We start from the raw sequence: 22,043 nt of genomic DNA on the forward strand, positions 1-22,043 counted from the left end.
CGCCGCGCGCAGGCGACGGCCAATCGGCCGCTTCGAATGCTTCGAGTGCTTCGAATGATGTGAATGCTTCGAACGCTTCGATCACTTCGGCCGCTTCGCCCACGCATGCAGCGCCTGTCGCCGCTCACATGCCGGGTACCGGGAGCACCGGCATCACGTCGATCGCATCGCCCGGGAACAGCGTGAAATGCGGATGGCCCTCGAACAGCGCGGCGGCCGCGTCGTGCGATGCGGCACGCACGACGGTGAAGCCGCTCATCGCATTGGCGGTGTCCGTCACGCCGCCCTTGCCGATCGTCTTGGTCTTGCCGAGCGGCCCGCCGGGCTCGACGATCGCGTCGCGATGCCGCTCGACCCACGCATGCCATGCGGCGATCCCTTCGCGCTCCCGCGTGCGCCGCTCGTCCTCCGGCAACGCCATCCACGCCTTCATGCCCGGGCTATCCTTGCTGCCGAGGAATACCGCGAGATACAACTGCTGTTGAGCACTCATGCTTCCTCCGTCCGATGGCAGGCACGGCGGGCTACCGCACCTCGCCCTTGACACAGTAGGTTGATATCAACACAATTGCAACATGGCACGCAAAGAAAAGCTCCCTTTCGAAACGACGCTGATGGTGCGCGATTGCTGCCTGTGCCTGCACATGCAGCGCGCGGCGCGCAATCTCGCGCGCATCTTCGACGATGTGCTGCGTCCGCTGGATCTCACCAACGGCCAGTTCTCGTTGCTGATGTCGCTGAACCGGCCGCAGCCGGCCGCGATGAAATCGGTCGCGTCATTGCTCGCGATGGATCGCACCACGCTGACCGCCGCGCTCAAGCCGCTCGAGCGGCGCGGGCTGCTCACGATCACGACGGATCCGGACGACAAGCGCAGCCGCCTGCTCGAACTCACGCCGGCCGGTCATCAGTTGCTGGCCGAAGCGTTCCCGCTCTGGCAGCAGACCCATACCGAGATCGAACGGCCGTTCGCGCCGGAAGCAGTCGATGTGTTGCGCGGCCAGTTGCGCGCGCTGTCGGAGGATCCGGCTACGCGCGGCTGAAGCGGCGCGTCACGTCATTCACTTCCGGCCCTTCTTCCGCATCAGCAGTTGCGCGCATTCCTGCAGGAAGCGCACGGGCCCGTGCGCATGCAGTGCCTGCCCGCTGCTGAGCGCGCCGTCGATGACGGTCGCGAGCCGCAGCGCGTAGGTTTCCGGCGGTTTCATCGACAGCGAGCAGATGCCGAAAGCACGCTTCGGGCGTCGCGCCGCCATGCCGGCGGCGCACATCGCCCAGGCGGCGTCCTGTCCCGCTATCCGCTTGATACGGTCGATTCGGCCACGCCACGCCGCATGAACCGGGCCGGCTGTTGCACGACTGGCGCGACCTCGCCGCGCCACTAGCCGATGCGCGATCGCGCGCATCGGCGTGCCGTAATCCGTCACTCGGCCAGCGCCGGCGCCACGCCAACCCGCTTCGGCACGCCGGTCACGATCGTCGCGACCGCGACGGCCAGCACCGCGGCCGCGCCCAGGAACACGCCGCCCGCGCCGTTCGCGTCGAACACGACGCCGCCGGCCGCCGCGCCCGTCGCGATCGCGAGCTGGATCGCCGCGACGATCAGCCCGCCCGCGCTCTCGGCTTCGTCGGGCACGGTGCGCGTGACCCACGTCGACCAGGCGACCGGCACGCCGCCGAACGCCATCCCCCACAACGCGACGAGCACCGCGTCGATCATCGGCGCGCGGCCGAGCGCGACGAGCGCGACGCCGAGCACGACCATCAGCGCGGGCATCCCGATCAGCATCGGCCGCAGCCGGTGCTCGAGCACGCGCCCGGCGAGCGACGTGCCGACGAAGTTCGCGATCCCGTAGCCGAGCAGGATCGCCGACAGCCCGTTCACGCCGACACCGGCCACCTGCTCGAGGAACGGCCGCAGGTACGTGAAGAACGCGAAATGCCCGGTGAACACGAGGATCGTCGCGAACATCCCGAGGCCGACGGTCGGCCGGCGCAGCACGTCGACGAGCGTGCGCAGCCGCGTGGTGCCGCTCGGCGGCATCGACGGCAGCGTCATGACCTGCGACACGAACGCGAGCGCGCCGAGCCCGGCCGCGATCAGGAACACGTTGCGCCAGCCGATCAGGTGCCCGAAATAACTGCCCATCGGCGCGGACGCGATCGTCGCGACCGCCACGCCGCTGAAGATGATCGACAGCGCACGCGGCACCATCGCGGTCGGCACGAGCCGCATCGCGGTGGCCGTCGCCATCGTCCAGAAGCCGCCGAGCGCGACGCCGAGCACGACGCGGCCGATCAGCAGCGTCGTCAGGCCGGGCGCGAACGCGACCGCGAGATTCGACGCGACGAGCAGCACCGAGAACGCGAGCAGCACGCGCCGGCGGTCGATCGTGCGCGTCAGCGCCGAGATCAGCAGGCTCGTGACGAGCGCGACCGTCGCGGTGGCCGTGACGGCCTGGCCGGCCACGCCTTCGGTCACGCCGAGGCTGTCGGCCATCGGCGTGAGCAGGCTCGCGGGCAGGAATTCGGCGGTGACGAGGCCGAACACGCCGAGCGTCATCGCGAATACCGCGCCCCAGGCCGGTTCACGGGGGGCCGCCGTCGAAGCGGCCGAGGAGATTCCGGGATTCATGCGGGGTTCCGTGTCGGTTAGGGAAAGTACTGATGAGGGCGTATCGTAAGGAACAGCGGCAGGACGGTCTATGACATACAATCCGTTCTTGTTGATCGATCGTCCGAATCTCGCTATGTCCGAGCCGCTTCTGCCCCCGATTCCCGACACGCACGACCTCGTCAGCGAGTTGTTGCTGGGAATGCGCCTGAGCGGCGTGCAGTACCGCCGGATCCAGGTGCCGCGGCCGTTCGGGCTGAGCTTCGGCCATGCGCCGGGCCGCGCGCAGTTCCATTTCGTCGGGCGCGGGCCCGTGCTGCTGCGCGACGCGGACGGCACGACGGTGCGGCTCGAGGCCGGCGACGCGATCCTGCTGCCGCACGGCCGCACGCATGCGCTGCTGTCCGATCCGGACGCGCCGTGCCGCGAGATCGGCGGCTTCGCGGCCGCGAAGATCTGCGACACGGTCGCGTCGGTGGGCGCGACGACGTGCGCCGCGACGGAGCCGGCCGCCGGCGATACGCTGATCTTCAGCGCGTGCATGGAGCTCGATCTCGGCGGCATGCAGCCGCTCGTCGGGACGATGCCGGCATTCATGCACGTCGGCACGCTGCTCGCGCGCTACCCGGAAATCCGCCCGATGCTCGACGCGATGGAACGCGAATCGTGCGCCGCGCGCGCGGGCTTCGCGGGCATCCTCGCACGGCTCGCGGACGTGGTCGCCGCGTTCATCGTGCGCGGCTGGGTCGAGTGCGGATGCGGCGACGCGACGGGCTGGGTGCAGGCGTTGCGCGAGCCGAAGCTCGGCCGCGCGATCGTCGCGCTGCATCGCGATCCGGGGCGCAACTGGAGCGTCGCGGAACTGGCCGCCGAAGCGGGCGTGTCGCGCTCGGTATTCGCCGAGCGCTTTCTCGCGGCCACCGGGATGACGCCGGTGCGTTACCTGACCGAGTTGCGGATGCGGCTCGCCGCGCAGTGGATCGCCCGCGAGGGCGAGACGATCGAAGCGGTGGCGTACCGGCTCGGCTACGGGTCGCTCGCCGCGTTCAGCCGCGCGTTCAAGCGCGTGGTCGGCAGGCCGCCGGGCGCGGTGCGTGCCGAAGGCGACACGCACGCCGATGCGTGACGTGTAACGCGTCACGCGCAACGCACGGCGCAGCGAACGCCTGCCGGGTCGCCCCGGCATCGCACGATCGGCCGCCGCGCGTGACGATTCCGTTCAGCCGCTGCGCGCGTCGAGCTCGTCGATCAGCGCCGTCGCGCACTCCACGGCCAGCGCCGCGCACTGTTGCGCATCCACCGGCGCGCCGTTCGTCACCGCACCCTGCACGATCCGGCCCAGCAATTCCTTCGACAGGTCGGCGATCTTGTGTTCCCGTTCCGTCATGTTCCTCTCCTGCGCGCCGGCCGGCTTCGGCCGCACGCGCGATTGCACCGGGCGCCGCGTGCGCCGCGCCCGACCTTCAACGTTGCCTGGCCCGCACGACGATCTGCGCCTGCGTATCGCGTTCGATGCGTTCGAGCGACGCGCGCAGCGCGGTGAACTCGTCGGGCGTGCAGACCTGGCGGCCGAATTCGGCCTTCATCCTCCGCGTGACCTGCACGACGTGCGCGGCCGCATCGAATACGTAATGCGACGTGAACTCGACGAAACGGTCGTGCACGGCCGTATCGGCCGGCAGGTCGGTCACCGCGACGTCGGCCGGCAGCGCGACCTGGCCGGTCTCGTCGAACGTGCCGCCGATGCATGCCCACGGCTGCGTGCGCACGGGCTCGGCCAGCCAGCCCTCGACCTGCGTCGCGATGCCGCCCGTGAGACTCGACAGCGCGGGCACGGCGGTCGTGCCGTCCGGCCACACGAAGTGATCGAGCGTGCCGGCATACGTGACGTCGAACGGCCCGTCCGTCGCACGGCGATCGCTCGTCGCGATCTGCGCGCGGCCGCGCAGCCCGCTTTGCCGCAGGCGTTCGTTCGCGAGCTGCCGGATGCGGTCGGGCGCCGCCCGGCGAAACAGCGTGCGTTCGAGTTCCGCGGTCCAGCCGTCGTCCTCGACGCGCGCATGAAACCGCGCGGCGCCCGGTTGCGCGGCATCGATCTCCACGCGCGCGGCGCGGTGCTTCGGCTGCGTGGCCGGCGTGCGCGACAGCACGCCGGTGTCGACGAGCAGCGCCGGCCGGTCCATCACGATCGGCGGCAGGTAGCCGAACGCGATGCCGGCCGTCGTGGTGTCCGCGTAGACGCCGAGATCGGGCAGCCACGTGATCGCGTGATTGATCGCGCCGCCGCCGTAACCGGGCACCGACGGCAGCGTGTACACGGAGCCGAGATTGATCAGCACCGCTTCGCTGCGGATGCCGGCCGCCGCGAGCAACGCGCCGAACAGCGCAACGTGGTCCTTGCAGTCGCCGTAGCGGTTGCGCAGGATGTCGGTCACGCGGTGCGGCGCGGCGGCCGTCTCGCCGAGAAAAAGCGCGACGTAACGCACGTTCGCCTGCACCCAGTCGTACAGGACGCGCGCGCGATCGCGCGGATCGGCGGTGCCGGCGGTGAGCGCGCGCGCCAGTTGCACGACGGCCGGATCGTTCGCGCCCGGGTCGACGGCCGCGTTGCGGTAGCGCGCGGCGAACGCCGCGTAGTCGGGTAGCGTGGACACCACGAGCCGGTCGCCGTAGGTCGGATAGCCGACCGAGCCGTTCTCGATCCGGTCGTACGTGCCGTGCCGGTATTCGAATGCGTAGCGCGTGCGGCCGTTCGCGGTCACCGGCGGCAGCGCGACGTAACCGCGTGCGTCCGCATGCAGCGGCATGTCGGCCGGCACGTCGAAGATCAGCCGCTGGTTCTCCACCGGCTCACGCGACGGTTCGACGTAGTAGCCGAAGTAACCTGCGTTGACCGGCTTCGTGCGCGACTTGCGGAACGCGATGCGCGTGCTCGATCCGGCTTCGACGCCCGGAAACACGACGGTGCGCAGCAGCCCGTCCTGGAACGTCGGCGCGCCGGCCGAGCGCGGCTCCTGCACATCGCGGATGCCTTCCGGACCGACCGGATGCGCGACGCCGTCGCGATCGATCGTCTCGGCCGCGACCAGGTCGACCTTCTCGAGGTTCTTGTCGAACCACACGTAACGCTGCGCGATCGCATCGATCCCGTTCGCATCGTTCGCGCGCAGTGTCGAATCGTCGTCCTCGTCGAGCGAGCCGTCGTGCTGGATCACGAATACATGGACGTCGCTGACGAGCGTGACGGGCGCGGCGTCGCCCGCGTCGGCGAACGCGGGACGCACGAACGCCAGCGCGATCGCGGTCACGGCAACCGCGAGCGTTGCGGCGCGACCCGGCAGCCTGCCGGTCGATCGGAACGGAAAACGCACCACGTCGAAGCTCTCCGCGCGTTCGTGTTCAGGTCGGGACGCAACGGGCACGCATTGGCGCGCGCCGCGCCCCGTCGTTCAACCCAGTGTGGGTGACGTGCCCGCGAGCGTCAAGCCACGGGGCGGCGGCCCGCGCCGCCATGCACCGGGCGCACGAGGAAGCGCGCATGCGTCATGCAGGCATGACTGTCGCACTTTCGCGCCCTGCTGGCCGCGCGATCGCCATTTATGTCATGTCGCGACATATTATTTGGGCGCGTAACGCGCGCGCGCGAGGTCGCCGAAACGCATGACGATCGGGTGAATTCGACACGCCGACATGGGGATGGAGACATCGTGCCGATCGACACGAGTTCGAAATCGGTTATCTCGTGATCGCGTTCGCGCTGCCGGGCGTGATCCCGATCGGTGCGCTGCATCTCGAACGGTGGCATCCTGAACGTGTCGGCGCCGCGATCGGGCACGGCTCGGAATCGCGCTGATCGAAGCGATGCCGATGCTGACGCGAACGCGGCCTGGCCCTCGTTCTTGCCCCCCGTTTCCGCTGCGCCGTGTGCGCGTTCGCGGCCCGGGGTCGGAACGACCGGCACCGGCCCCTACCTGCCGGAGGCGACATGGAAAACGCTATCGTCGCGATCATCCTGATGCTCGCGGTCCTCGTGTTCGCGGTGCTGTTCTTCGCGGAACGGCGCAGCCGCGACCGCACGCGCGACCGGCTGCTGCACCGCTCGTCGCAGCGCTCGGCACGCTCGCATACGCATCACCATTCGTAAGCGGAAAGCGCGCCGCGCACGTCGAGCCCCTTCAAGCGTACAGCCCCGGAATGGCGGCACATGTTTCTCGAGGACATCAACGGGCGCAGAAGGGCGCTCGCGGTCCGGCGGCTTGCGCGTCGAGCGTCGTTGCGCTCAATGGCAATCGCCGACGCGCTTGCCGCGCCACGTCCACGCGAGCGTGTATGCGCCGGCCTGTGCATGCTGCCCGTGCAATTGCCCCTTGAGGTCGTAGCGCGTCGGCGTCACATCGCCCGTCACGGTCGCGTTGCCGCGGCCCTGTTCGTTCGCGCAGCGCGTGCGCCCGGTCCGGCGTGCGTTATTGCTGCACGAGTTCGACGCGGCGGTTCTGCGCGCGACCGGCGTCGTCGCCGTTGGACGCAACCGGCGACAGCGACCCGACACCCTTCGCGACGAGCCGCGCCGGCGCGATCTTGTAGGTCGTCGCCAGTGCCTGCGCGACGGCCTCCGCACGTTTTTGCGACAGGTCGGCGTTGTGCGCGAACTGCCCTTGATTGTCGGTATGGCCGACGATGTACACCTTCAGCGCCTGGTTCGCCGTCAGCAGCTTCGCCATCTCGTCGAGCTGCGGCTTCGACTCGGGCTTCACCTGCGCCTTGTCGGTGTCGAAGTAGATGCCGTACAGCGCGATCTTGCCCGTCGCGGCGAGGCCCTTCTGCAGCGCACCGGAATCGAGCACCTTGACTTGCCCGGTCTGCATCGGCTTCACTTCGACGACTTCCTCGTAGACGAGCGTGCGCTTGTTCGATGCCGAATTGTCCATGATGTGCAGGAACACATACGCATCGCCGGACGCTCGCGGCAGCTTCGCGAGGATCGTGCGGTGCTTGTCGCCGAAGTTCGCGTCGCCGCCGCCCGCCTGCCGCAGCCGGCCGGAATTGATCACGACGCTCTGGAAGTCGTTGCCGCCGCTCTTTCCGCACTGCTCCGCCGTGCAGCGGAACAGAATCTGGAAGCCGCCCTTCTGCAGCGCGTCGAGATAGTTGCGCTCGACTTCCAGCGTCGACCGGCCGCCGTCGATCGCGTACGAGATCCGCGTGATCTTGCCTTCGAGATTCAGGCCCTTGGCGGTCCTCTCGTCGTCGATCGGCTGGTTCGGCAGGAACGCCTCGTCGAACGGCGTCTGCGAATATGCGGTGATGGTCGCGCCGGCGAAACGCGTGAGCAACGGATGATCTTTCGCACCCGGCTTGTCGCCGCCAGCGCTCGCCAGCGACGAAAGCGACAGCAGCGCGGCGGCGAACAGTGCGTGGCGGCCACGGCGCGCGACATGGAATACGGACGATGCTGCGTTCTTCATTGAGCCCCTCGGAAAGGATTTGTCGTTCTGTTGATGGCGTCGAAGCGCGCGCATCTTATCAAATCTTTCCGGGAAAACGGGCAATAGCTTTCGGATACTGAACGTTCTGACGCGCCACGTCATGTTGAATCGTTTCCAGGCGTGCGCGGGCGTCTCCCGCGTGCATCGCTACCCGACGTTCATCGGCAGCAGCACCATCTGCTTGCCCTCGACGTGCAGCCGCGCCTGCAGTTCGACCGGCGTCTGGTTGTGCAGCCACGCGGTCAGGAAATTCACGCGCCTGAAGATCAGCTTGCTCGCGAAGCACACCGCGTTCGGATAGGCATCGAGCGTGGACGACGCGAGGTTCATGAATTCGACGACCGGGTTCGTGCCGAACGCGATCCGGTAGTCGGCCGCGATGCCGTTGCGGCGGCAGTGCGCGACGTAATAGTCGAGCGCTTCGGTGATCGTGTGACGCAGCCGCTCGAGATGCTCATGCCCGTCGTACGCCTTCGCATCGACCTCGCCCACCGCGAGAAAGATCACGTTGCGAAAGTGCCCGGGAAACAGCCGGTTCACCCACAGCAGCGCATGCATGCTCGCGCCGCGATGCTTGCCGACCAGCAGCACCGCGGTCGGCTGCGACGGGTCGGGCTTGCCCGGCGCCGTCGCCTCGTCGACTGCCTGCGGCGGCCCCGAGAACAGCGCGTCTTCCTTCGCGAGCTGCGCGCGCGTGTACGCGTAGTGGCGGTTGATCATGACGCACAGCGCGATCACCGCGCTCGTCACGAGCACCGTGAGCCAGCCGCCGGCCGTGAACTTCTCGATCAGCGTGATGACGAGCACCGTCGACGTCACGCTGAACCCGAGCGCCGACAGGAAGAAGTGCTTGAACCAGCCGCGCTCGCTGCGATGGCGCCACCAGTACGTGCACAGCCCCAGCAGCGACATGCTGAACGTGAGGAACACGTTGATGCTGTACAGCACGACGAGCACGTCGACGCTGCCGTGCGTCCACAGCAGGATCAGCAGGCCCGACAGGCCGACGACGATGATGCCGTTCTGCCGCACGAGGCGCGTCGACAGGTCGCGGAAATGGCGCGGCACCCACGAGTCCGACGCCATGTTCGACAGCACCGCCGGCCCGTCGAGAAAACCCGTCTGCGCGCCGACCAGCAGCAGCCCTGCCTCGAACGCGAGCACCGCCGCGAGCAGCGCGTGGCGCGCGAACGCGGAGCCGAGCCCGAGATGATCGATCACGCTGCCGAACACGACCGCGTTGAGCGTCTCGCCTTCGACGGGCCGTGCGTGCCACAGCATGTACAGCAGGATGATGCCGCCGGCCGTGAACGCGAGCGACGTCGACATGTACCACATCGTCGCCTTGCCGTTCGGCACGCGCGGATCCGCGAGCATGTTCACGTTGTTCGACACCGCCTCGAGGCCCGTATAGGTGCCGCCGCCGAGCGAGAACGCGCGCATCAGCAATGCGAGCATCACGAACACGCCGAGCGATTGCGACATCCCGTGCGCCTCGTGCACCGCGTCGGGCACGATCGTCGCCAGCGCGCTGCCGTGCACCGCGACGCCGTACACGATCAGCCCGAAATGCAGCACGACGAAGCCGATGAAGATCGGCAGCAGCACCATGATCGATTCGCGCATCCCGCGGAAGTTGAGCCCGGTCATCAGCAGGATCAGCACGATCTCGGTCGTGAGCTTGAACGCCTGCGCACTGACCGGCAGCAGGCTGAAGAACGCGTCGACACCGCTCGCGAGCGACGTCGCGACGGTCAGCACGTAGTCGACCAGCAGCGCCGCGCCCGACACGAGCCCCGGCTTCGACCCGAGCAGCGAGGTCGCGACGCGATAGCCGCCGCCGCCGGTCGGGAACAGCTCGATCACCTGGTTGTAGCCGAGCGCGATGATGAACACGGTCGCCGCGGTGGCGCAGGCGAGGAACAGCGCAAGCGGCGTGTGGTGCGCGAGCGCGAGGAACGCTTCCTCCGGGCCGTAGCACGACGACGACAGGCCGTCCGCGCCGAGTCCGACCCAGGCCAGCAACGGCGTCACCGCGATCGCATGGCGCGTGCGCGGATCGAGCGGGTCCAGCGGCTTCCCGACGAGCAGCTGCCACATCTTCTGGAATGCGGTCACGGTCCCCTCCCGGGACGCCGGGCGCGGCGGCGTCATCTTCTAAAGCTAGCCGACGCCCGGCCGCTGCACCAGTCCGCACAATCCATGAGACGCGGTCGGCGGCACGGCGTCGCTTTCACCGCGTAAGCGGCCGGCACGCCGCGCGTCGGCCGAAGCGGCGTGCCCGTACCGCCCGCCGCCCGCCGGCCGATCGCGCGGATCGCGCGGATCGCGCACGGCATCGTCATCGCGGCCGCCCTCACCGCCCTCACCGCCCTCACCGCCTTCGCTGCCTTCGCTGCCTTCACCGCCCCGGACGACCACCGGCCCGATCCCGCCCACCTCTCATCACGGTTCTCCCGCCGGGCGATCACATCGACCACATCGTTCGCATCACCCGCATGACCCGCACGGTTCGCGCCGGACGCGATACCCGCCCGCGCCCCCGTCATGCGTTGTTCCCCGCAATTCGACATTTGTGCGCGCGCAACAATGGCGGTGCCTCGCGGCCGGCGCCGTGCGGGGGCAGGTTTCCACGTCGCCGGCCGCGTCGGTCTCTGAAAAACCACATCTCTCGAGGACATACCATGCAACTCCAATCCCATCCGGCGTGCCGTCCGTTTTACGAAGCAGGCGAACTCACGCAACTGACCGCGTTCTACGAAGAAGGCCGCAACGTCATGTGGATGATGCTGCGATCGGAGCCGCGGCCGTGCTTCAACCAGCAACTCGTCACCGACATCATCCATCTCGCGCGCGTCGCACGCGACTCGGGCCTGCCGTTCGACTTCTGGGTGACGGGCTCGCTCGTCCCCGAGCTGTTCAACGTCGGCGGCGACCTGAGCTTCTTCGTCGACGCGATCCGCAGCGGCCGCCGCGACCAGCTGATGGCCTACGCGCGCTCGTGCATCGACGGCGTATACGAGATCTACACGGGCTTCGGCACCGGGGCGATCTCGATCGCGATGGTCGAGGGCAGCGCGCTGGGCGGCGGCTTCGAGGCCGCCCTCGCGCACCACTACATGCTCGCGCAGAAGGGCGTGAAGCTCGGCTTCCCCGAGATCGCGTTCAACCTGTTCCCGGGCATGGGCGGCTATTCGCTGGTCGCGCGCAAGGCGGACCGCGGGCTCGCGGAAGCGCTGATCTCGTCCGGCGAGGCGCATGCTGCCGAGTGGTACGAGGATCGCGGGCTGATCGACCAGACGTTCGACGCGGGCGACGCATATCTCGCGACACGCACCTTCATCGACGTGATGAAGCCGAAGCTGAACGGCATCCGCGCGATGCTGCGCGCCCGCGAACGCGTGTTCCATCTCACGCGTTCCGAGCTGATGGACATCACCGAGGAATGGGTGCACGCAGCGTTCACGATCGAGCCGAAGGATCTCGCGTACATGGAACGCCTGGTGATGCTGCAGAACCGGCGCGTGTCGAAGCTGCGCACGGTGTGACGTGAACGGCGCGCCGCCGCGCAAGCGGCGGCGCCCGTCATGCGGGGAGGCTCAGGCGATCAGCCTGAGCTTTCTGGTTTCCGCGAGCCAGGCCTCGAAGGCCTGGGCCGGCATCGGCCGCGCGAAGTAGAAACCCTGCGCGTGGTCGACGTTGATCTGCTTCAGGAATTCGGCTTCCGCGTGCGTCTCGACGCCCTCGGCGACCACCGAGAAACCCAGCGCCCGCGCGAGCGACACGACCGAGCGCACCAGCGCCTGCGAGCGCGGGTTGCGGTCGATGCCCGTGATGAAGCTGCGATCGAGCTTGATCGAATCGAGCGGCAGCCGCGACAGTTGCGACAGCGACGAATAGCCGGTGCCGAAATCGTCGAGGTGAACCTCCGCGCCGAGCTGGCGGAACTGCTTCATCAGCTCGTGCGCCGCTTCTTCGTCCTCGATGAAGCTGCTTTCGGTGAGCTCGATGTCGACGAGGCTCGGCTTCAACCCGGCGCTGTCGAGGATCGACGCGAACTGATCGACGATGTTCATGTCCTGCAACTGCCGCGCGGACACGTTCACCGCGATCCGCACGTCGAGCCCCTTCGCCTTCCACGCGGCGGCCTGCGCGGCCGCGGTGCGCATCACCCAGCGCCCGAGCGGCGCGATCAGCCCCGATTCCTCGGCGAAGCGGATGAACTCGATCGGCGCGACGAGCCCGCGATCCGGCGACTGCCAGCGGATCAGCGCCTCGACGGCGTGCACGTCGCCGGTCGCGATGTCGACGACCGGCTGGTAGTGCAGCACGAACTGCTCTTCCTCGAGCGCCTTGCGCAGGTTCGTGTCGAGCCACATGTACTTCGCGACCTTCTGGTTCATCTCCAGCGAGAACACGCGGTACGTATGCTTGCCCTCTTCCTTCGCGACGTACATCGCGGTGTCGGCGCTGCGGATCAGCGTTTCGAGCGAATCGCCGTGCTGCGGATACATCGCGATGCCGATCGAGCAGCTCGTGTAGACCTCCACCAGCCCGAGGTGGATCGGCGTACGCAGCCGCTCGAGGATGATCTGCGCGGTCGCCTCGAGCAGCGGCCGCGTGCCGTGCTCGAACAGCACCAGGAATTCGTCGCCGCCGAGCCGCGCGAGCGTCGCGCCGGACGGCAGGCAGCCGCCGATGACCGCGGACACGTCCTGCAGCAGGCGGTCGCCGGTGATGTGCCCGTAGTGGTCGTTGACGCGCTTGAAGTTGTCGAGATCGAGGAACAGGATGCCGACCTGGCCGCGCACGTCGGTGCGGTCCGCGGCCAGCGCGACGCGGATGCGCTCGCTGATTGCATGACGGTTCGGCAAGCCGGTCAGCACGTCGGAATTCGCGAGTTCGCTGAGCCGCTGCTGCGCGTTGCGCTCCTCGGTGACGTCGACGCCCGAGCAGATCAGGAACTGCTCGTCGGCGCCGCTGCCGCTCTGCACGAACTTGTTGCGGAACTGGAACAGGCGCGGGCCGTTGACCGTGTTGATGTAGCGCTCGACCTCGAACGCCCGGTTGCTCGCGAAAAAGCCGGTGATGTTGCTGCGCGACTGCGCGCCCTGGTCGGGGCTCATGAACAGCTCGAACGCGCTGCGGCCGATCACGTCGACCTCGCGCTTGCCGGTCACTTCCTCGCACAGGCGGTTGAAGCGCTGCACCATGCCGTTGCGGTCGAGGATCACGACGAGCGAATTCACCTCGGACACGACCTGCTCGGCGAACGCGAGCCCGTGCGCGAGGTCGCCAGCGACGGACGCGGTATCGGAATAGGCGGAGGCGGTGCCGGCCCAATTGGCGGTGTCGACCTTCCTGCCGACCAGATGGAGGCTGACCGGATCGCCGAACAGCGCGAGTTCGAGCACGAGGTGCGACGTGACGCCGGTGAGCGCGCGGATCCGCGCGGCCTGCTCGCCGGTCAGTGCCACCGCGACATTGGTCAGGCCGCGAACGGCGGCCAGCTCGAGTGCATTGCTGTCGCTGCCGAGCCGCCAGCACGGGCTATGCGTACCGAGATGCGCTTCGAGCACGGCGCGATCGTTTTCGTCATCCATGGACACGCCCCGATCCAGAAAAAACGCACAGTGTAGACGGAGGCGAGCCGGCCGCCCCCGATCCCCGGGCGCGCAGTGCGCGTACCCGGTGGGGCAGTCGTGATGACCGTGCCAGTGGCCCTCGTTCCGTACTTGTTTCCAACCAATGCGAACCGGCGTTCGCGCATCTCGCGCGCAGGTTTTCCAAACGAATGATGGAACCCATCTTATCAAATGACGAAGAAGATTGGCACTCACATTTGGAACGGGGTGTCAAGGAATTGGAACTCGGTTGGCATGACGGATTTTTCGTGATCGGCGGGAGGCACGAAGCCGGTCGCGAACGCGTCGAACCCGGCCGGTGGAATCGCCGGAGCGCCCCGCCGGACGGCGGTTTGCGGGAAATCGAGGCATCCCGGCAGCGATGTGTCGGCACGGCGCTGCGGCGGGGTCGGATCGCATTGCGCCGCGCGCGGAATCGGGATTCTTGTTGCCGTTCGTGCGTGAATGCGCGCCCTTATTCCCAGCGCTGTTGCAACATCGCGTCGATCGGCGCGAGCGAATATATCGGCGGACTGCGCGACCGATGCAGCGGCATGCATGGAACCGGTGCGATCGCCGCCCGGAATCCACAGAATGCGGTGCGGCGGGCGCCCCGCCGCACCGCTTTCCGCGTGCGCCCCCCTGCCGCTCAGCCCGCCGCGCCGTACCCGCCGCCGCCCGGCGTTTCGACGACGAACACGTCGCCCGGCGCCATCTGCGCGCGGCCGATATGCTCGAGCGTCTCGACCGTGCCGTCCGCCCGCTCGATCGTGTTGCGGCCGAGCGCGCCGGCCTCGCCGCCCGCCGCGCCGAACGGCGCGTGGATCCGGTTGTTCGACAGGATCGACGCGGTCATCGGCTCGAGGAAGCGGATCCGCCGCACCGCGCCGTCGCCGCCGCGCCAGCGCCCGGCGCCGCCGGAACCCGCGCGCAGCCGATGCGAGTCGAGCCGCACCGGATAGCGCCATTCGAGCACCTCCGGGTCGGTCAGCCGCGAGTTCGTCATGTGCGTCTGCACCGCGCCGACGCCCGCGAAGCCGTCGCCCGCGCCGCTGCCGCCGGCGATGGTCTCGTAGTACTGGTAGCGGTCGTTGCCGAACGTGAAGTTGTTCATCGTCCCCTGGCTCGATGCGACGCAGCCGAGCGCGCCGTACAGCGCGTTGGTGATCGCCGACGACGTCTCGACGTTGCCCGATACCACGGCCGCCGGATACTCGGGGTTCAGCATCGAGCGCGCCGGCACGATCACCGTCAGCGGCTTCAGGCAGCCGGCGTTCAGCGGGATGTCGTCGCCGACCAGCGTGCGGAACACGTAGAGCACCGCGGCCATGCAGACGGCCTTCGGCGCGTTGAAGTTGTTGTCGAGCTGCGCGGACGTGCCGGTGAAGTCGATCTCCGCGCGGCGCGCCGCGCGGTCGACGCGGATCGCGACGCGAATCTCGGCGCCGTTGTCGAGCGGATAGCGATACGCGCCGTCCTGCAGCGCGCCGATCACGCGCCGCACCGCTTCTTCCGCGTTGTCCTGCACGTGCCCCATGAACGCGAGCACGACGTCGCGGCCGAACTGCCCGACCATCCGCCGCAGCTCGTCGACGCCCTTCTGGTTCGCCGCGACCTGCGCGCGCAGGTCGGCCATGTTCTGCTCGACGTTGCGCGCCGGATAGCGGCCCGACGCGAGCAGCGCGCGCGTGTCGGCATCGCGCAGCACGCCCGCCGACACGAGCTGCCAGTTGTCGATCAGCACGCCTTCTTCGTCGATGTGCGTCGAATCGGGCGGCATCGAGCCCGGCGTCGTGCCGCCGATGTCCGCATGGTGGCCGCGCGAGCCGACGTAGAACAGCGGCGTGTCCGAGCCGTCCGCGAACACCGGCGTGATGACGGTGACGTCCGGCAGGTGCGTGCCGCCGTGATACGGGTCGTTCAGCATGAACACGTCGCCGTCGCGCATGCGGCCGCGGTTGCGCTCGATCACCGTGCGGATGCTCTCGCCCATCGAGCCGAGATGCACCGGCATGTGCGGCGCGTTCGCGATCAGGTTGCCGTCGCCGTCGAAGATCGCGCACGAGAAGTCGAGCCGCTCCTTGATGTTCACCGAATACGCGGTGTTCTGCAGCCGCAGTCCCATCTGCTCGGCGATCGACATGAACAGGTTGTTGAAGATCTCGAGCCGCACCGGATCGGCATCGGTGCCGAGCGAGCGGCGCGTCGGCAGCGGCGTCGTGCGCGTCAGCACGAGGTTGCCTTGCGTGGTCATCTGCGCGCGCCAGCCGGGTTCGACGACGGTCGTGCCGTTCTTCTCCGCGACGATCGCCGGGCCGTCGATCGTGTCGCCGGCCAGCAGCGAGTCGCGCACGTACAGCGCCGCGTCGTGCCATTGGCCGCCTGAATGGAAACGCACGGCGCTGTGCGCGCGTGGCGCCGCGCCCGTGTCGCGCGGCACGAGCGGCGCGATCTCGACCGGCGCATCCGAGCGGCCGATCGCCTCGACCGATGCCAGCTCGGCGACCAGCGGCGTGCCGGGCATCAGGAACGCATAGCGCTGCCGGTACGCGGCCTCGAACGCCTGCTGCATCGCGGCGACGCTGCCGGCCGGCACGTCGAGCGCGGAATCGGTGCCCTGGTAGCGCAGGTGCACGCGCCGCTCGGTCGCGATGCGCTCCGGCGCCACGCCCTGTTCGAGCAGCGCGCCGACCGCGTCGTCGGCCAGCCGGTCGAGCGCCGCGTTCAGCGCCGGCAACGATTCATCGGACAACACGGCTTCCACCGCGCGCTCGCGCATCGCGGTCTGGTCGGCGAGCCCCATCCCGTAAGCGGACAGCACGCCCGCGAGCGGATGCGCGAACACCTGCGTCATCCCGAGCGCGTCGGCCACGCCGCAGGCGTGCTGGCCGCCCGCGCCGCCGAACGTCGTCAGCACGTAGCGCGACACGTCGTGGCCGCGCTGCACCGAGATCTTCTTGATCGCGTTCGCCATGCTGCCGATCGCGATTTCCAGGAACCCTTCGGCCAGCGCCTCGGGCGTGTCGCGCCGCCCGGTCGCCGCGTGAATCTCGTCGGCGAGCGCCGCGAATTTCGCGGCCACGCCGTCGCGGTCGAGCGGCTGGTCCGCATGCGGGCCGAACACGCGCGGGAAGTGATCGGGCTGGATCTTGCCGAGCATCACGTTGCAGTCGGTCACCGTCAGCGGGCCGCCGCGCCGGTAGGCGGCCGGCCCCGGGTTCGCGCCGGCCGATTCGGGCCCGACGCGCAGCCGCGCGCCGTCGAAGCCGAGCACCGAACCGCCGCCGGCCGCGACCGTGTGGATGCTCATCATCGGCGCGCGCATCCGCACGCCGGCCACCTGCGTCTCGAACACGCGCTCGAATTCGCCGTTGTAGTGCGACACGTCGGTCGACGTGCCGCCCATGTCGAAGCCGATCACGCGCTCGAAACCGGCCGCGCGCGCGGCGCGCACCATCCCGACGATGCCGCCGGCCGGGCCGGACAGGATCGCGTCCTTGCCCTGGAACGCGTCGGCGCGCGTCAGGCCGCCGCTGCTCTGCATGAACTGCAGGTTCACGCCGGGCATCTCGTGCGCGACCTGCTCGACGTAGCGGCGCAGGATCGGCGACAGGTACGCGTCGACCACGGTCGTATCGCCGCGCGACACCATCTTCATCAGCGGCGACACCTCGTGCGACACCGACACCTGCGTGAAGCCGATCCGGCGCGCGAGGTCCGCCAGCGCGCGCTCGTGCGCGGTGTAGCGATAGCCGTGGATCAGCACGATGGCCAGCGCCTGCACGCCCGATTCGAACACGCGGCGCAACGCCGCTTCCGCGCGTTGCGCGTCGAGCGGCACGACGACGTCGCCGTGCGCGCCGATCCGCTCGTCGACCTCGACGACCGTCTCGTACAGCGCATCGGGCAGCACGATGTCGAGATCGAACAGGCGCGGCCGGTTCTGGTACGCGATGCGCAGCACGTCGCGAAAGCCGCGCGTCGTCGCGAGCGCGGTGCGTTCGCCCTTGCGTTCGAGCAGCGCGTTGGTCGCGACCGTCGTGCCCATCTTCACCATGTCGACGCGCTCGGGCGTGATCGGCTCGCCGTCGGCGAGGCCGAGCAGGTGGCGGATGCCGGCCACGGCCGCGTCGCGATACTGCTCGGGATTCTCCGACAGCAGCTTGTGCGTGACGAGCGAGCCGTCGGGCCGGCGCGCGACGATGTCGGTGAAGGTGCCGCCGCGGTCGATCCAGAATTGCCAGCGCGCGGCGTCGGAGGAAACGGGGAAAGTGTGTCGGTCAGTCATGGCGATGAACTCGATGCGTCGTTGAACGAAGGACGAGCGCCGCCGCACGGCGCGCGTCGCGCGCCGCGTGAGGGCTTCGATGAAAAGGGAGCGGTAGAAAGGCGGCGGGCGGGCGCCCGCCCATGCGGCGTTATGCGGCGTCGAGTTCGCGGCCGCGCGTCTCGGGCAGCGTCAGCGCGGCGACGATCAACACGCCGTAGGCGGCGACCGCGAAGATCCCGATGCTCGCGCCGAGCCCGTAGTGCTTCGACAGCGCGCCGATCAGGAACGGGAACAGGGCGCCGATCGCGCGGCCCACGTTGTAGCAGAAGCCCTGGCCCGAGCCGCGCACCCGCGTCGGGAACAGCTCGGTGAGGAACGCCCCCATCCCGGAGAAGATGCCCGATGCGAAGAAGCCGAGCGGGAAGCCGAGCCACAGCATCGACGCGTTCGTGAGGTGCAGCACCGGCGACGTGTAGGCGAACGCGATCACCATCGAGCCGAGCGCGAACAGGATGAAGTTCGGCTTGCGGCCGAGCCGGTCGGTCAGGTACGCGCTCGTCAGGTAGCCGACCCACGAGCCGAAGATGATCATCGCGAGATAGCCGCCGGTGCCCATCACGGTCAGGTGCCGCTCGGTCTTCAGGAAGGTCGGCAGCCAGGTCGTGATCGCGTAGTAGCCGCCCTGCGCGCCGGTGGTCAGCAGCGCCGCGCGCAGCGTCGTCGACAGCAGTTTCGGCGCGAAGATTTCGGTGAGGCGCGGCGCGTCGGCTACCTTCGCCTGCGTGGCCTTCTCCTTCTCGTAGACGTCCGGCTCCTTCACGTAGCGGCGGATCACGACCACCAGCAGCGCCGGCGCGAGGCCGACGAGGAACAGCGCGCGCCAGGCCTGTTCGGCCGGCAGCACCGAGAACAGCAGCGCATACAGCAGCGCCGACAGCCCCCAGCCGATCGCCCAGCCCGACTGCACGAGGCCGACCGCCTTGCCGCGATCGCGGGCGCGGATCACTTCGCCGATCAGCACCGCGCCGGCCGTCCATTCGCCGCCGAACCCGAAGCCCATCAGCGCGCGCGCCGCGAGCAGCTGGTGATAGTTCTGCGCGAGCCCGCACAGCGCGGTGAACACGGCGAACCACAGCACCGTCAGCTGCAGCGTGCGCACGCGGCCGATCCGGTCGGACAGGATGCCCGCGATCCAGCCGCCGAGCGCCGACGCGAGCAGCGTCATCGTGCCGATGAAGCCGGCGTCCGCGAGCGAGATGCCCCAGGTCGCGACGAGCGTCGGGATCACGAACGACAGCATCTGTGTATCCATCCCGTCGAGCATGTAGCCGACCTTGCAGCTCCAGAACGCGCGGCGTTCGCGCGGCTGCGCGTCCGCATACCATCCGAACAGGCCGTTGCGTGCGGGGCCCGCGGGGTCGGCGGCGGGCGCCGCGAGGGTCTTGCTTTCCATGGTGAAGCTCCTGTCGAAATATGCGGTCGAAACCTTGCGTGTGGTGCGTGTGGTGCGTGTGGTGCGTGTGGTGCGTGTGGTGCGTGTCGTGCGTGCATCGCACTCGTCGGGCCACGGGTGCGCGCCGCCCTCCGGGCGGGCGGATCGTCTGTGGTCGCGGCATGCCGCCGCGTCGGGGCCGGACCGGCGCCCGTGCGGGCCGCCGGCGTCGGTCGGGTCAGAACACGGCCAGCGACGCGTTCGTGATGTCGGTCATCAGCATGTAGCCGGGCGTATGCGCGATCGCGAGCGGCAGCTTCGCGTCCATCAGCGCGGTTTGCGGCGTCACGCCGCACGCCCAGAACACCGGCAGTTCGCCGTCGCGCACCGTCACCGCGTCGCCGAAATCGGGCGCGCCGAGATCGGCGATGCCCAGTTCCTGCGGATGGCCGATATGGACCGGCGCGCCGTGCACGCCCGGGAACCGGCTCGTGATCTGCACCGCGCGGATCGCGTCGGCGCCGCGCAGCGGCCGCATCGACACGACCAGCTGGCCGCCGAAGATTCCCGCGCGCCGGTTCGGAATCGTCGTACGGTACATCGGCACGTTGCGACCCTCCTCGATGTGGCGCAGCCCGATCCCTTCGCGCGCCAGCATGTCCTCGAACGAGAACGAGCAGCCGATCGCGAACACGACGAAATCGTCGCGCCACAGCGCTTCGAGCGATTCGACCCGCTCCGTCAGGCACCCGTCGCGGTAGACGTTGTAGCTCGGCACGTCGGTGCGGATGTCGAGATCCTCGCCGAGCACGTCGAGCCGGAACGCGCCGGGTTCGCCCACGCCCAGCAGCGGGCACGCTTTCGGGTTCGCCTGGCAGAAGCGCAGGAAATCGTGCGCGTACGCGTTCGGCAGGATCGCGAGATTGGCTTGCGCGAACGGGCCGCACTGGCCGGCCGTCGGGCTGCGAAACGTGCCGTTGCGCACGGACTGGCGGAATTCGGTAGGCGTCATGATGGTCGCGGGCAGATCGATATGTCGTCGGAATGACGGTTGCGTCAGCGGATACGGCGAAGAATAGAAAAGAAAAAATTTTGTCGCCAACGAGTTTTTTTGCGTCGCGTGTATAGAATTTCTTTACACGAAGCCGGGTTTTCCCCAGTCCCGTTCATTTTTTCAGCGGGGCAAGCTGCGCGCCCAACGCCTTGCCGACCGCCATGAACACGCGTTTCCTCGAAACCTTCGTCACGCTCGCGAAGCTGCGCAACTTCCGCACGACGGCCGCCGCGCTGCATGCGACGCCGGCCGCGATCTCGCAGCGCCTGAAGGCGCTCGAGGACGAATTGCAGACCGTGCTCGTCGACCGCGACAGCCGCGAATTCCGGCTCACGCCGAACGGCGAGTACCTGCTCGGCTATGCGAAGGCCGTCGTCGAGGCGACGCACGAGCTGCAGGCCGCCGCGGCCGGCGAAAGCGCGCTGCGCGGCAAGCTGCGGCTCGGCGTGATCGAGACGGTCGTGCACAGCTGGCTGCCGCATTACCTGCGCCGCCTCGCCGCCGACTATCCGCAACTGGAGATCGACCTGACCGTCGACGTCAGCGTCGTGCTGCAGCGCCGGCTGATGGCCGGCGAACTGGACCTGATCATTCGCGTGGAGGGAAGCGACGAGGCGTCGGTCGTCTGTGACGCGCTCGCGAACTATCCGGTGCGCTGGATCGCGCGCGCGGGGCTGCTGCCGACTGCGCGCACCGGCCTCGCGCGGCAGGTGCTGCGCCAGCCGATCCTGACCTACGGGCGCGGTACCGCGCCGCACCGCGCGCTCGAGGACATCGTGCGCACGCTCGCGCACGCGCATGGCGTGCCGCTGTCGGAGACGCGCATCACCGGCTCGCCGTCGATCTCGGTGATCGTGCAGCTCGTGCGCGACGGCTTCGGCGTCGCCGCGATTCCGGTGCTGTTCGTGGATGCGCTGATCGCGAGCGGCGAGGTCGTCGAGCTGCCGCTGCAGCCGTCGCCGCCGTCGATCGTCGTGTCGATGTCACGGCGGGCGGACGCGCCGAAGTTCGTGCATGGCGCGTCGATCGCGGCACGCGCCGCGTGTCACGAGTATTGCGAGAAGAGCAACCGGCTGCTGGTCGAGGCGCTTTGATGTCGTGTGGCGATGCCTGGCGGATCACGCACGGCGCCTGAATCGCCCGTTCGGCGATCGGCTTACGCCGGCTGCCGCGCATGCGGCTGCGCATGCGGCTGCGCATGCGGCTGCGCGAGCTTGCCGTCGCCGTACTCGCGCAGCACCTGCGAGATCACCACGCGATAGCCGTCCAGCCAGCGCGCCTGCTTCGCCTTCGCTTCCAGATGCGCGGGATGCTGCATCAACTGCCGCAGCGCCGCCTCCGATTCCCAGTAGTAGACGTTCTGGATCAGCCTCGCCTCGGCGTTCTCCCACGTCTCCTCGCCGAGGTAGCCGGGCGTCGCGCGCGCCATGTCGGCGATCTGCCGGTCGAGGCGGTGGAATTCGTCGTCGTATTGCCCTGCGCGGAAAATGAAGGTCGATGCGTACATGCGCGCCCCATCGGAGACGGTTGAAAGAGCGCCAAGTGTAAGGCACGCGCGGCGTG

General features: G+C 68.8%; 20 protein-coding genes. 6 read left to right on the forward strand and 14 right to left on the reverse strand.

Features of this window, described 5'->3' with window-relative positions; translation table 11 throughout:
• Positions 1-124 precede the first annotated feature (124 nt).
• Positions 125-493 carry a hypothetical protein gene (locus tag DIE17_RS11425; protein ID WP_124487701.1) on the reverse strand — a complete coding sequence of 123 codons (369 nt, stop codon included), beginning with the start codon at positions 491-493 and terminating at the stop codon, positions 125-127.
• 82 nt (positions 494-575) lie between these two features.
• Between DIE17_RS11425 and DIE17_RS11430 the strand changes: the two genes are divergently transcribed.
• A complete protein-coding gene (locus tag DIE17_RS11430; protein ID WP_044847277.1) occupies positions 576-1,043 on the forward strand; it encodes a MarR family winged helix-turn-helix transcriptional regulator in 468 nt (155 codons plus the stop codon).
• Between the two features lie 18 nt (positions 1,044-1,061).
• On the opposite strand, the gene DIE17_RS37905 is transcribed toward DIE17_RS11430, so the two are convergent.
• On the reverse strand, positions 1,062-1,427 hold the full coding sequence (locus DIE17_RS37905; RefSeq protein WP_260439218.1) for a hypothetical protein: 366 nt from the start codon (positions 1,425-1,427) through the stop codon (positions 1,062-1,064).
• Positions 1,424-2,635, reverse strand: a complete 1,212-nt coding sequence (locus tag DIE17_RS11440; RefSeq protein ID WP_124920826.1) for an MFS transporter — start codon at positions 2,633-2,635, stop codon at positions 1,424-1,426. The genes DIE17_RS37905 and DIE17_RS11440 overlap by 4 nt, the downstream gene beginning before the upstream one ends.
• 70 nt (positions 2,636-2,705) lie before the next feature.
• On the opposite strand from DIE17_RS11440, the gene DIE17_RS11445 reads away from it, so the two are divergent.
• Positions 2,706-3,740 carry an AraC family transcriptional regulator gene (locus DIE17_RS11445; RefSeq protein WP_124920827.1) on the forward strand — a complete coding sequence of 345 codons (1,035 nt, stop codon included), beginning with the start codon at positions 2,706-2,708 and terminating at the stop codon, positions 3,738-3,740.
• Positions 3,741-3,833: 93 nt separating this feature from the next.
• On the opposite strand, the gene DIE17_RS37355 is transcribed toward DIE17_RS11445, so the two are convergent.
• Positions 3,834-4,001, reverse strand: coding sequence for a hypothetical protein (locus DIE17_RS37355; RefSeq protein WP_185735364.1), 168 nt, complete (start codon positions 3,999-4,001; stop codon positions 3,834-3,836).
• 76 nt (positions 4,002-4,077) lie between these two features.
• Positions 4,078-5,988, reverse strand: coding sequence for a DUF3857 and transglutaminase domain-containing protein (locus tag DIE17_RS11450; RefSeq protein WP_124520395.1), 1,911 nt, complete (start codon positions 5,986-5,988; stop codon positions 4,078-4,080).
• A 611-nt stretch (positions 5,989-6,599) separates the two neighbouring features.
• Here DIE17_RS11450 and DIE17_RS37360 point away from each other — a divergent pair.
• Positions 6,600-6,758, forward strand: coding sequence for a hypothetical protein (locus DIE17_RS37360; protein ID WP_185500344.1), 159 nt, complete (start codon positions 6,600-6,602; stop codon positions 6,756-6,758).
• Positions 6,759-6,893: 135 nt separating this feature from the next.
• Here DIE17_RS37360 and DIE17_RS37910 read toward each other — a convergent pair whose 3' ends face one another.
• From DIE17_RS37910 to DIE17_RS11465, 3 genes are all read right to left on the reverse strand, one after another.
• Positions 6,894-7,019 (reverse strand): hypothetical protein, encoded by a 126-nt coding sequence (locus DIE17_RS37910; RefSeq protein ID WP_260439219.1) that lies wholly within the window; start codon positions 7,017-7,019, stop codon positions 6,894-6,896.
• A gap of 58 nt (positions 7,020-7,077) precedes the next feature.
• Positions 7,078-8,079 (reverse strand): OmpA family protein, encoded by a 1,002-nt coding sequence (locus DIE17_RS11460; protein ID WP_124920828.1) that lies wholly within the window; start codon positions 8,077-8,079, stop codon positions 7,078-7,080.
• A 168-nt stretch (positions 8,080-8,247) separates the two neighbouring features.
• Positions 8,248-10,218, reverse strand: coding sequence for an APC family permease (locus DIE17_RS11465; protein WP_124920829.1), 1,971 nt, complete (start codon positions 10,216-10,218; stop codon positions 8,248-8,250).
• A 159-nt stretch (positions 10,219-10,377) separates the two neighbouring features.
• Here DIE17_RS11465 and DIE17_RS11470 point away from each other — a divergent pair, with 159 nt between their 5' ends.
• Both DIE17_RS11470 and DIE17_RS11475 read left to right on the forward strand, forming a co-directional pair.
• Positions 10,378-10,602 (forward strand): hypothetical protein, encoded by a 225-nt coding sequence (locus DIE17_RS11470; RefSeq protein ID WP_124920830.1) that lies wholly within the window; start codon positions 10,378-10,380, stop codon positions 10,600-10,602.
• A gap of 182 nt (positions 10,603-10,784) precedes the next feature.
• Positions 10,785-11,648, forward strand: coding sequence for a crotonase/enoyl-CoA hydratase family protein (locus DIE17_RS11475; protein ID WP_124920831.1), 864 nt, complete (start codon positions 10,785-10,787; stop codon positions 11,646-11,648).
• A 51-nt stretch (positions 11,649-11,699) separates the two neighbouring features.
• Here DIE17_RS11475 and pdeR read toward each other — a convergent pair whose 3' ends face one another.
• From pdeR to DIE17_RS11500, 5 genes are all read right to left on the reverse strand, one after another.
• Entirely contained in the window at positions 11,700-13,703 is a 2,004-nt protein-coding gene (gene pdeR, locus DIE17_RS11480) for a cyclic di-GMP phosphodiesterase (protein ID WP_124528956.1), read from the reverse strand.
• Positions 13,704-13,936: 233 nt separating this feature from the next.
• Entirely contained in the window at positions 13,937-14,284 is a 348-nt protein-coding gene (locus DIE17_RS11485; protein ID WP_124920832.1) for a hypothetical protein, read from the reverse strand.
• A gap of 89 nt (positions 14,285-14,373) precedes the next feature.
• Entirely contained in the window at positions 14,374-18,012 is a 3,639-nt protein-coding gene (locus DIE17_RS11490) for a hydantoinase B/oxoprolinase family protein (protein ID WP_124920833.1), read from the reverse strand.
• A 130-nt stretch (positions 18,013-18,142) separates the two neighbouring features.
• Positions 18,143-19,447, reverse strand: a complete 1,305-nt coding sequence (locus DIE17_RS11495; protein WP_044847288.1) for an MFS transporter — start codon at positions 19,445-19,447, stop codon at positions 18,143-18,145.
• A gap of 217 nt (positions 19,448-19,664) precedes the next feature.
• Positions 19,665-20,438, reverse strand: a complete 774-nt coding sequence (locus DIE17_RS11500) for a putative hydro-lyase (protein WP_124920834.1) — start codon at positions 20,436-20,438, stop codon at positions 19,665-19,667.
• Positions 20,439-20,641: 203 nt separating this feature from the next.
• On the opposite strand from DIE17_RS11500, the gene DIE17_RS11505 reads away from it, so the two are divergent.
• On the forward strand, positions 20,642-21,574 hold the full coding sequence (locus DIE17_RS11505; protein ID WP_044847290.1) for a LysR family transcriptional regulator: 933 nt from the start codon (positions 20,642-20,644) through the stop codon (positions 21,572-21,574).
• A gap of 62 nt (positions 21,575-21,636) precedes the next feature.
• On the opposite strand, the gene DIE17_RS11510 is transcribed toward DIE17_RS11505, so the two are convergent.
• Positions 21,637-21,987, reverse strand: coding sequence for an antibiotic biosynthesis monooxygenase (locus DIE17_RS11510; protein ID WP_124920835.1), 351 nt, complete (start codon positions 21,985-21,987; stop codon positions 21,637-21,639).
• Positions 21,988-22,043 lie beyond the last annotated feature (56 nt).

The organism is Burkholderia sp. Bp9099 (assembly GCF_003857805.1).
Classification (GTDB): Bacteria; Pseudomonadota; Gammaproteobacteria; order Burkholderiales; family Burkholderiaceae; genus Burkholderia.

Coding starts and splice junctions, on each gene's coding strand:
- DIE17_RS11505 (WP_044847290.1), top strand. CDS start 20,642: ATGAACACGCGTTTCCTCGAAACCTTCGTCACGCTCGCGAAGCTGCGC.
- DIE17_RS11460 (WP_124920828.1), bottom strand. CDS start 8,079: ATGAAGAACGCAGCATCGTCCGTATTCCATGTCGCGCGCCGTGGCCGC.
- DIE17_RS11510 (WP_124920835.1), bottom strand. CDS start 21,987: ATGTACGCATCGACCTTCATTTTCCGCGCAGGGCAATACGACGACGAA.
- DIE17_RS11500 (WP_124920834.1), bottom strand. CDS start 20,438: ATGACGCCTACCGAATTCCGCCAGTCCGTGCGCAACGGCACGTTTCGC.
- DIE17_RS11475 (WP_124920831.1), top strand. CDS start 10,785: ATGCAACTCCAATCCCATCCGGCGTGCCGTCCGTTTTACGAAGCAGGC.
- DIE17_RS11425 (WP_124487701.1), bottom strand. CDS start 493: ATGAGTGCTCAACAGCAGTTGTATCTCGCGGTATTCCTCGGCAGCAAG.
- DIE17_RS37360 (WP_185500344.1), top strand. CDS start 6,600: ATGGAAAACGCTATCGTCGCGATCATCCTGATGCTCGCGGTCCTCGTG.
- DIE17_RS11430 (WP_044847277.1), top strand. CDS start 576: ATGGCACGCAAAGAAAAGCTCCCTTTCGAAACGACGCTGATGGTGCGC.
- DIE17_RS11485 (WP_124920832.1), bottom strand. CDS start 14,284: ATGCATGCCGCTGCATCGGTCGCGCAGTCCGCCGATATATTCGCTCGC.
- DIE17_RS11445 (WP_124920827.1), top strand. CDS start 2,706: ATGACATACAATCCGTTCTTGTTGATCGATCGTCCGAATCTCGCTATG.
- DIE17_RS11440 (WP_124920826.1), bottom strand. CDS start 2,635: ATGAATCCCGGAATCTCCTCGGCCGCTTCGACGGCGGCCCCCCGTGAA.
- DIE17_RS11490 (WP_124920833.1), bottom strand. CDS start 18,012: ATGACTGACCGACACACTTTCCCCGTTTCCTCCGACGCCGCGCGCTGG.
- DIE17_RS11495 (WP_044847288.1), bottom strand. CDS start 19,447: ATGGAAAGCAAGACCCTCGCGGCGCCCGCCGCCGACCCCGCGGGCCCC.
- pdeR (WP_124528956.1), bottom strand. CDS start 13,703: ATGGATGACGAAAACGATCGCGCCGTGCTCGAAGCGCATCTCGGTACG.
- DIE17_RS37355 (WP_185735364.1), bottom strand. CDS start 4,001: ATGACGGAACGGGAACACAAGATCGCCGACCTGTCGAAGGAATTGCTG.